General features: G+C 45.5%; 14 protein-coding genes and 2 tRNA genes. 4 read left to right on the top strand and 12 right to left on the bottom strand.

Features of this window, described 5'->3' with window-relative positions:
- Positions 1-14 precede the first annotated feature (14 nt).
- The 4 genes from IQQ51_RS20725 to IQQ51_RS20740 all read left to right on the top strand — a co-directional run bounded on the left by IQQ51_RS20725 (position 15) and on the right by IQQ51_RS20740 (position 821).
- Positions 15-91: transfer RNA gene (locus IQQ51_RS20725), tRNA-Asp, on the top strand.
- Positions 92-126: 35 nt separating this feature from the next.
- A tRNA-Trp gene (locus IQQ51_RS20730) sits at positions 127-203 on the top strand.
- Between the two features lie 141 nt (positions 204-344).
- A complete protein-coding gene (locus IQQ51_RS20735) occupies positions 345-524 on the top strand; it encodes a hypothetical protein (protein WP_193841996.1) in 180 nt (59 codons plus the stop codon).
- 99 nt (positions 525-623) lie between these two features.
- On the top strand, positions 624-821 hold the full coding sequence (locus tag IQQ51_RS20740) for a hypothetical protein (protein WP_193841997.1): 198 nt from the start codon (positions 624-626) through the stop codon (positions 819-821).
- Between the two features lie 290 nt (positions 822-1,111).
- Here IQQ51_RS20740 and IQQ51_RS20745 read toward each other — a convergent pair whose 3' ends face one another.
- From IQQ51_RS20745 to IQQ51_RS20795, 12 genes are all read right to left on the bottom strand, one after another.
- Positions 1,112-1,522, bottom strand: coding sequence for a hypothetical protein (locus IQQ51_RS20745; protein ID WP_193841998.1), 411 nt, complete (start codon positions 1,520-1,522; stop codon positions 1,112-1,114).
- The gene (locus tag IQQ51_RS20750) at positions 1,519-1,947 is read right to left on the bottom strand and encodes a M15 family metallopeptidase (RefSeq protein ID WP_193841999.1); all 429 of its coding nucleotides are present in this window, start codon (positions 1,945-1,947) and stop codon (positions 1,519-1,521) included. Before IQQ51_RS20750 ends, IQQ51_RS20745 begins: the two co-directional genes overlap by 4 nt.
- 76 nt (positions 1,948-2,023) lie before the next feature.
- The gene (locus IQQ51_RS20755; protein ID WP_193842000.1) at positions 2,024-2,668 is read right to left on the bottom strand and encodes a hypothetical protein; all 645 of its coding nucleotides are present in this window, start codon (positions 2,666-2,668) and stop codon (positions 2,024-2,026) included.
- Positions 2,665-3,438, bottom strand: coding sequence for a hypothetical protein (locus IQQ51_RS20760; protein ID WP_193842001.1), 774 nt, complete (start codon positions 3,436-3,438; stop codon positions 2,665-2,667). Before IQQ51_RS20760 ends, IQQ51_RS20755 begins: the two co-directional genes overlap by 4 nt.
- Before the next feature lie 2 nt (positions 3,439-3,440).
- The gene (locus IQQ51_RS20765) at positions 3,441-4,283 is read right to left on the bottom strand and encodes a hypothetical protein (protein ID WP_193842002.1); all 843 of its coding nucleotides are present in this window, start codon (positions 4,281-4,283) and stop codon (positions 3,441-3,443) included.
- Entirely contained in the window at positions 4,264-4,470 is a 207-nt protein-coding gene (locus tag IQQ51_RS20770) for a hypothetical protein (RefSeq protein WP_193842018.1), read from the bottom strand. Before IQQ51_RS20770 ends, IQQ51_RS20765 begins: the two co-directional genes overlap by 20 nt.
- A gap of 44 nt (positions 4,471-4,514) precedes the next feature.
- On the bottom strand, positions 4,515-4,664 hold the full coding sequence (locus IQQ51_RS20775; RefSeq protein ID WP_193842003.1) for a hypothetical protein: 150 nt from the start codon (positions 4,662-4,664) through the stop codon (positions 4,515-4,517).
- Between the two features lie 9 nt (positions 4,665-4,673).
- The gene (locus IQQ51_RS20780) at positions 4,674-4,973 is read right to left on the bottom strand and encodes a hypothetical protein (protein ID WP_193842004.1); all 300 of its coding nucleotides are present in this window, start codon (positions 4,971-4,973) and stop codon (positions 4,674-4,676) included.
- Positions 4,974-4,982: 9 nt separating this feature from the next.
- Positions 4,983-5,807 (bottom strand): major capsid protein P2, encoded by an 825-nt coding sequence (locus IQQ51_RS20785; protein WP_193842005.1) that lies wholly within the window; start codon positions 5,805-5,807, stop codon positions 4,983-4,985.
- A gap of 11 nt (positions 5,808-5,818) precedes the next feature.
- Positions 5,819-5,947 (bottom strand): hypothetical protein, encoded by a 129-nt coding sequence (locus IQQ51_RS27805; protein WP_265584330.1) that lies wholly within the window; start codon positions 5,945-5,947, stop codon positions 5,819-5,821.
- Between the two features lie 131 nt (positions 5,948-6,078).
- Complete coding sequence (locus tag IQQ51_RS20790) at positions 6,079-6,843, bottom strand: hypothetical protein (protein ID WP_193842006.1); 765 nt, start codon at positions 6,841-6,843, stop codon at positions 6,079-6,081.
- The coding region (locus IQQ51_RS20795; protein ID WP_228013086.1) for a hypothetical protein at positions 6,800-7,149 on the bottom strand (350 nt) is incomplete at its 5' end. The genes IQQ51_RS20790 and IQQ51_RS20795, both read right to left, overlap by 44 nt.

Raw genomic sequence — 7,149 nt, forward strand, 5'->3', positions numbered from 1 at the left:
AAGTATTCCACTGCGGAGTGGTAGTTCAGTTGGTTAGAATACCGGCCTGTCACGCCGGGGGTCGCGGGTTCGAGTCCCGTCCACTCCGCCACTTATTCAGAGTTTCAGCTCTTTAAAACTGAAAATAGGGGTGTAGCTCCAATTGGCAGAGCAGCGGATTCCAAATCCGCGTGTTGGGAGTTCGAATCTCTCCACCCCTGCCATATTTGTTTGCATAGTTATTCAATTCCAACCTTTCACGAGTGCGTTACTGAAGCTATGCAGACATTCAAATAAAAAGCCCACTCAATGAGTGGGCTTTGTACATCAAGGTAGATCTAACGCCGTGAGGCAGGAGAGGAAATATGAAACGTAACGATGCGTACTTGGCGCAAGCGACAAGTAAAAATAAAGAATTAATTGAATTGATGAGTGCGGTAGGTGCTTACCTTACCCTACGAACGGGTAAGGCAAGCGGTTTAGAAGTCGTGATAGTTTTAGGGATAGTTTCCACGCTGCTCTATAAACTCTCAACGAGACTCTAAGCAAACGAACGTTTGACGCGCAAATCATAACTCAAATCATAGAAAAAACCCACTCGCTTCGGCGGGTGGGTTTTTTCGGTTATAAGGATATTTTTCAGCATGCATGATGGTGTATATAGCTGGAGTGAATTTACTCTTAAACGATTAAATTCAGAAACTAACGGTGTGTTTTGGGAGTTTGCTGGTGAAGTTTACGATATTTTTGATGAACTTGGCAGCTTAGGCGCTCCAATTGCCTTTTTGGTGATCGTGGTCCCCCTGGTCCTGCTTTTCCTAGCCGTTAAGTTTAGGAATTAAATAAAAAAGCCCGCTCAATGAGTGGGCTTTTTTTGTTATTACTTGCGCTTCTTCTTGCGCTTGATTGTGGTGTTCTTTGCTTTCACTACACCACCGCCTTTTTTGAAGCGGTAGCCTTTCTTAAGTGTACCGCTCGCTTTCAAGCCAGTTTTAGCCATATTTTATCCCTTTCAACATTGTCTCGATAATCGTTAACCGTCTATCTTGCTTCCACAAAATGCCAATTAATGCGATCGCCGCCGGTGACATGCCAACATCATTTAGCGCTGCAAGCATCCCCATTATTTCCACTACTTACCCCTAAACTTATGTGAGAAAAATTCCAATAGATAACGCACCATTGCGCGCATACCTAATGTGTCAATGACCACCGCACCAACAACATACCAATATGGCTCTGGTATATTTTCAAGAGCTGCAAATCCCTGTTCAACGTAAGTCGCATAGTCAGGAACGAACGAAAGCATCAACGGAATGAACACCACAAGCATGATAAATTCATCTTTCCAACCTCGATTTTTAATGCTCATTTCATCAAGGTTTGATGCGCTGGCCTCACCAGATTTCAGTCTTTCCACTTTTGCGGTGTGCTTGACTTGCTCTAATTCATCTTTGCGTTTTAATTCTTCGGCTTTGTTTTGGCCGTGTTGCTTATACGCATCAATGCCACCTGTGACTAGTGTTGCAATTGCGCCTATCACTGAAACACCGATTTATCGAGTTCAATATGCGGACCATCTTTGAACGTTGACCAATCACCACCCCAAACAATCGCCGTATCAAGTTCAATAGCGGCTTGTTTGAACGCTTTTGAAACCGCTTCGTAATAGGACATTTCCCACGTCACTTTGCCGTTTTCGTCGTACACCACAAAATCAACCGCTGTACCTGTCTGGTGCTTGCTAATCTTATTCGTGCCGTCGATTTTACTTGCACCTTTATCAAACATGGCTTTTTGTTCTGCCGCGGTTCGCTTGCCGGACGTGATACCAAAATCGTATGGGCTAAGCTCTAGTGCTCGACGGGTGACGGCTTTTAGCCTGTCATGTACCCCAAGCATATTAGCTTCGCTACGAGCTGAAAGAACAAAGCCACTAACAGCTTTACTGATTTCTCTTCGTTTCATGTATACCACCAATAACAAAACAATAATTAACAAAGTAATAACGAGTTTCACCATTATTTAAGACCCCTAACTTACATCACACGCACAGCACACCGACTATTCTTGCCTTTAAGTGGGCGCCGTTTGCTGTTGGATGCTCTCTTTTGCACTTAATCACACCTACATTTTCTGGCACAAATAGAGTAATTAGACGGCCTGCGCTGACCTCTTTCGTTACAACGATTGAGTCAGTAATAGGTACACCAACATTGCCAAGACCACTCATCATTTGAAACGTTAACTTCGATGGATGCATCACGCTTTCGGTGGGCACAGACAAACATTGAATTTCAATGTTAATGGCTACTATATTTCCGCTAATCTGCGTTTCGTTAGGGATAAAAAGATGGGCTTCATGACTGCTACGACCAAGATCCACCTCATACGCCCAATCTCCACCGGAAACTTTTGCTGAAACATTACCTGTATCAATGGTGATATCTTTATTTAATGGCTTGCCATTTATTGTCCTCGTTACTGGTACGTAACCAGACAAATCCACTGAGCCCGAATTGTCTTTAAGTTCATCGATAATTTGCTCTAGCGTTTCATCGCCGTCAGTAATATCAGCAAGGCCGATAATAATATCTTCCTCTAGCGCCTTACCGTTAACGGTCCTTGTGGTTGGTACATAACCATTCGATTCCGAAAAACCACCTTTTGGAAAGTACGTAAACATCATTCGATCACCTCATTTTCTGTTAAGTGCGTTACTACAAACACTTCTTCAACACCCTGTTGCATCGTCGTACTCTCTTTTGATACCACGGCGCTTGATTCAACAACGACCGATAAATTAACTTTTTCGTCGCGCGTTAAAACGCTTAGGTCTTTGGGTTGTAAGTAAAACTCTTCAGTTAGTCCTTTTTCAAAGTGCACAACCGCCCCTGGTGGCAGTTCGATGCCCCCCAAGTTTGGCTTAGAGAGAGTTGAACCCAATAGAATAAGTGAACCCTGATTATTCGTATCGGCCTGTATGGTGAGGTTCATAAAACGTACACTTCCGCTCGTTTTATAGCTCGTGACACTTGTAGTGCCCGTTACGGGTACCACTCGCGTTGCCAGACTTCGATGATAAATTGCTTCTCTTACCGATAAAGGCGCATTGCTTTGTACGATGACAGGATTATTGACCCTTTCAACTGTTATAGGCTCTTTGATTTCCGTTACGATAACCTCACCATCTACCGCCATTTTTTGCATTTTGGTGTGAACGTAAACATCCGAAATCTCGTACTTAATGACCGTTTCCGTTGCATTATGGTTACGAAATTTCATCACGTCGTAACGTTCAACACTAACGGTATCGCCGTTCTCAATCTCAACAGGGCGCATGTTATCGGCGTGGATCATGATGCTGTTACTTGCTTCTCGCACAATTAAGTACTTACCTAGCTCGTGCACGTTAAAACTGTATTCTTCACCCGGTGCCAGTGTCACACTTCGTTTCATCGTTAATTCCCTTTCTTCATCATGAAATACAGCGTGACCAGCGTGGCCACAATGCCAACCATCAATGAGACGTTCTTAAGCAAATCATTATCCGATTCATTTGTGCCCGTTTGCTCGCGCGCCTTTGCCGCGTCCGCCATATCCAGCGCGGCCTTTGTGGTCGCACTTTGTTGACCTGCCATATTGGTAATGGCATCGATGGCGTGTGTGCTTACCTCGGTGTTGTTTTTCAGTGCGTCCTGGCTAAGTTGTAATGCACCCTCGCCAAATTCTGCCGCCACTTGCATAGCGCCGTGGTCTGTCATGGTTAAATTAATATCGGAGTTGTTCACCCCTGAAATATTGGCACCCCAGTTATCCCCACTGACCGCAGCGGTGCCACTGACATTGGTTGTTGTCGTTGTGGTATTGCTGGTACTGCTGGAGCTACTTTTACCACCCATATCTAAAAACCTTATTCTTAAAACGAACTCGCTATTGTTTCGAGTCTCGACAAGCTCAACAGGTAAGCGCAATTTTCGCGCTATAAAGCGTTGTGCGCCCTTTTTAGCGAAATGCGCCCTTATGCTGGTAAAGTGATTTAATTTTGCGTGTTGAACCGCTGCAAGCGTCCCTAGTGCCATTTCACCACTGAGCGCAACGACAACTAATTCGCGTTCGCCACTGTCAAACACTTCACCACGCAGTAACATGTAAGTGTTGTTAATGCGATAACAACACTCTTCACCGCGCTTAACGGCTTGCTCTGCTTCTTGTAGGTAATCACTAAGGGCTGTTTTTAGCCTCGGCTTAGCGTCCTCCCAAGAGCACAGAGACAAGTCATTTTTATCGCTTGGTGAGCACATAAACCGCAGCAAGCGCGCACAAGATAATTGCCCATGTGGGAATGCCGTTATTGCTTCCCATATTGACAACACCACCCGTAAAGCCAGACGAGGTATTAGAGGTTGTTGTTCCGCCAGAATTCGCAGGCCCTGAACTTCCCCCCGTTAACCCGCCACCACCTGTTAAGCTTGTTAAACTACCTAACATAGAACCATCCGTTGCTTTTCCTGTTAAATCCTCGGTTACTTTGCTCATTGGCTTTTCCATAATTTGAAAGCAATCACAAGCACGATAAGAACGATGATGACATTCATCAGCCGTTTAAATCCGTCGCTCATGCTAAAGCCAAAGAAACTACCAACCCCCAAGCCACCTAATGCCCAAAATAAAACTACTGGCATTGAGCCCCCTTATTTTTTCATTGCTAACACAACGAGCAAAATAAGCACAATTAAGCCAATAACACCGCCAATCGTCATCAAGGTTTGATTACTCATTCCCTGAACCATACCGCCCTGCGGTACGGTTACTGAATTGCCGTTATTGTCCACAACACCCTGGTTAGGTTGCTGCGTTGCACTTGGGTTTGAAGAGGTTGACGGAGGTATGAAACTGCCAATAATGCCGCCAAGATTTTCTTCGACCGAATCCAGTGCGCCGGCGCCAAAGTCGAGCAAGTCATCAAAGAAGCTACCGCTACTCTCTGCCATGTGAACCCCTTATTTTTTTGATTGTGGATAAAGCAAATCAGGGCGGACGACTTCAACCGATTCAATCAAGATAGGAATCGAACCAGGGACATCACCCGTTGTGACGGTAAACGTCAGGTTAGAGTTATGCACCGTTGGAAATAGTTCATCGATAGAGAATCCACGTACCGTTGGATCAAAGTGAAAATAACCCGCTTGCGGTGTGCGCTTGTTACGCTTGGTGTTCGCTTCGCTAATGAGCTTGCTGGCTTCATACTCTTTGGTAAAGTCACGCTCAATTTTCAGCTTTTGAATGTCGTTGTGCATGAAGTGCATACGACGAACAGAAAGAGCAGGGCTTGAGATAAGACTCGCGTACTCATTCTCACCTTGCGCGTTCGCTGGCATCGTTTGTCGTTTCATGCGTGGCACGATAACGCGCGCCGCTTGTGCATTGGTCACATGCGCCCACACTTGAATAGTCAACGGGTCAACATCGGCGGCTTTTTGTTTGAATTGCACATCTAGGTGAATCGCATCACCAAGCTCAGTGACCAGCGCGGTATAACGCACCCCGTTTTTCGTCCGTGCTGACACATCCGCAAACGGAATAACAAAAATACCCGCGGTGTGGTCTTGACGCTTGTAACGTTCAAGCATTAAAAGCTCAGAGCCCGTTAATACATAAATCTCATCGGTGTTCAACGTGATAGAGACGCGCTCTAAATCTTCGGCAGCAGCATTGGTTTCCAAGATGATTTCTTGGTAAGTAGGGCCAACTGGAATAGGTAACGTCCCTTTTTCACCCCACCTAGCGCCGACCATTGAATTGAGTTTGATTGGTTTTACTGACATGTCATTTCTCCTTAAAACCAACCATCGTCGCCATTAATCAGCTCTTTCACTGATTTCAGCATCGATACGTTATTGATAACGGAAATGACAACAACAACGACCAGTACGGTAATTGCGGTTGCTTGATAATTGATTTTCATAAATCCCCTGCCTTTCGACGTTAGAATGTCCCCAATTGGGTAGGGCTATGAAAAAGCAAAAGAGAGAAGAAAAACAGAAGAGTTAACCTATAGGTTAAACGGGTAACCTATAGGTTAGATTGAGAGGTGCATCACGCTGATTTAACCGCGACTTTCGCCCCCGTGATACAGTTAAACGCCCCTTTTTTGTACTGACCAAAGTCAGTAATAAGCAGATATTCAGCGACAGGCTTACCGATACGCTCAGCGTTTTGCTTTGCGCTGACCAATTTCGCTAACTCATTAACGGGAATTTCGCGTTGATTGGATACCCATTCAATATCACGGGTCGATTGAAGTTTTCCCACCCACCATGTATCTGATTGGTCAGTCACGGTTTTAGGCACTTCTTGCGCTTTTTGGAAAAGGGAATGAACCACGATAGCGAACTGGCGGCCACCGCGCATCAGTTCACCCGCCTTGCCTTTGAGCTTGCCGATAGTCTCCACGCATGAGGCCAACTCTTCAATCACGCAGTGAAGCTCCGCCGCCTTGCCGTTCCCCATCGACCACACACAACCCGCAAAGAATTCTAACTCTTCGGCACAAGCGCCTTTTGCTGGAATGTAAGCCAGTTTAAACGGCTTGCCAGCTCGACGAGCAACACGCAGCGCCTTTAAAAAGGCAACACGCGATTTTGTGCCGTGTACCATTTGCCCTTTGAGTTTTTTACCCGTGTAACCCGTGTATGGGTCAAATATCACCACTTGCGCACTTTTGGGAATGGTCTCCATATGGAAAATGGCGGAGGTTTTCCCCCCGCCCGTCCCCGCTACGTAGATAGTGTGTTTTGCATTGAGTGACGCATTAGAGTTAACCGGATTTGGAAACGCTAACGGCGGTGGTTTCTTTGCCATTCTCGATTATCTCCAGTTTATGCTTTGCTACGGTTTTTTTCGCTGATAACACCAAAGCCAGTACCGCAATTAATAGCGTGACCTCTTCGACGTAATCCCCAAACACGCTCAATATTCCGTTACCGTGTTTATTGAGCACAGGAACGGCGGCATCAATGACCTTTTGTTTGCCCTTTTCGTCAAACTCAAAATCAAAACCAGCGGTGACGCTGGTCACTTGCTCGATAATAACAAAAGCGATTTCAACAAAACCCGCCATTGCTTCGCTTTTATCTTCGACTGCTGGCTGGCCTGATTCGGTTACCG

It is taken from the genome of Vibrio sp. OPT18 (assembly GCF_015163615.1).
GTDB classification, from domain to species: Bacteria; Pseudomonadota; Gammaproteobacteria; order Enterobacterales; family Vibrionaceae; genus Vibrio; species Vibrio coralliirubri.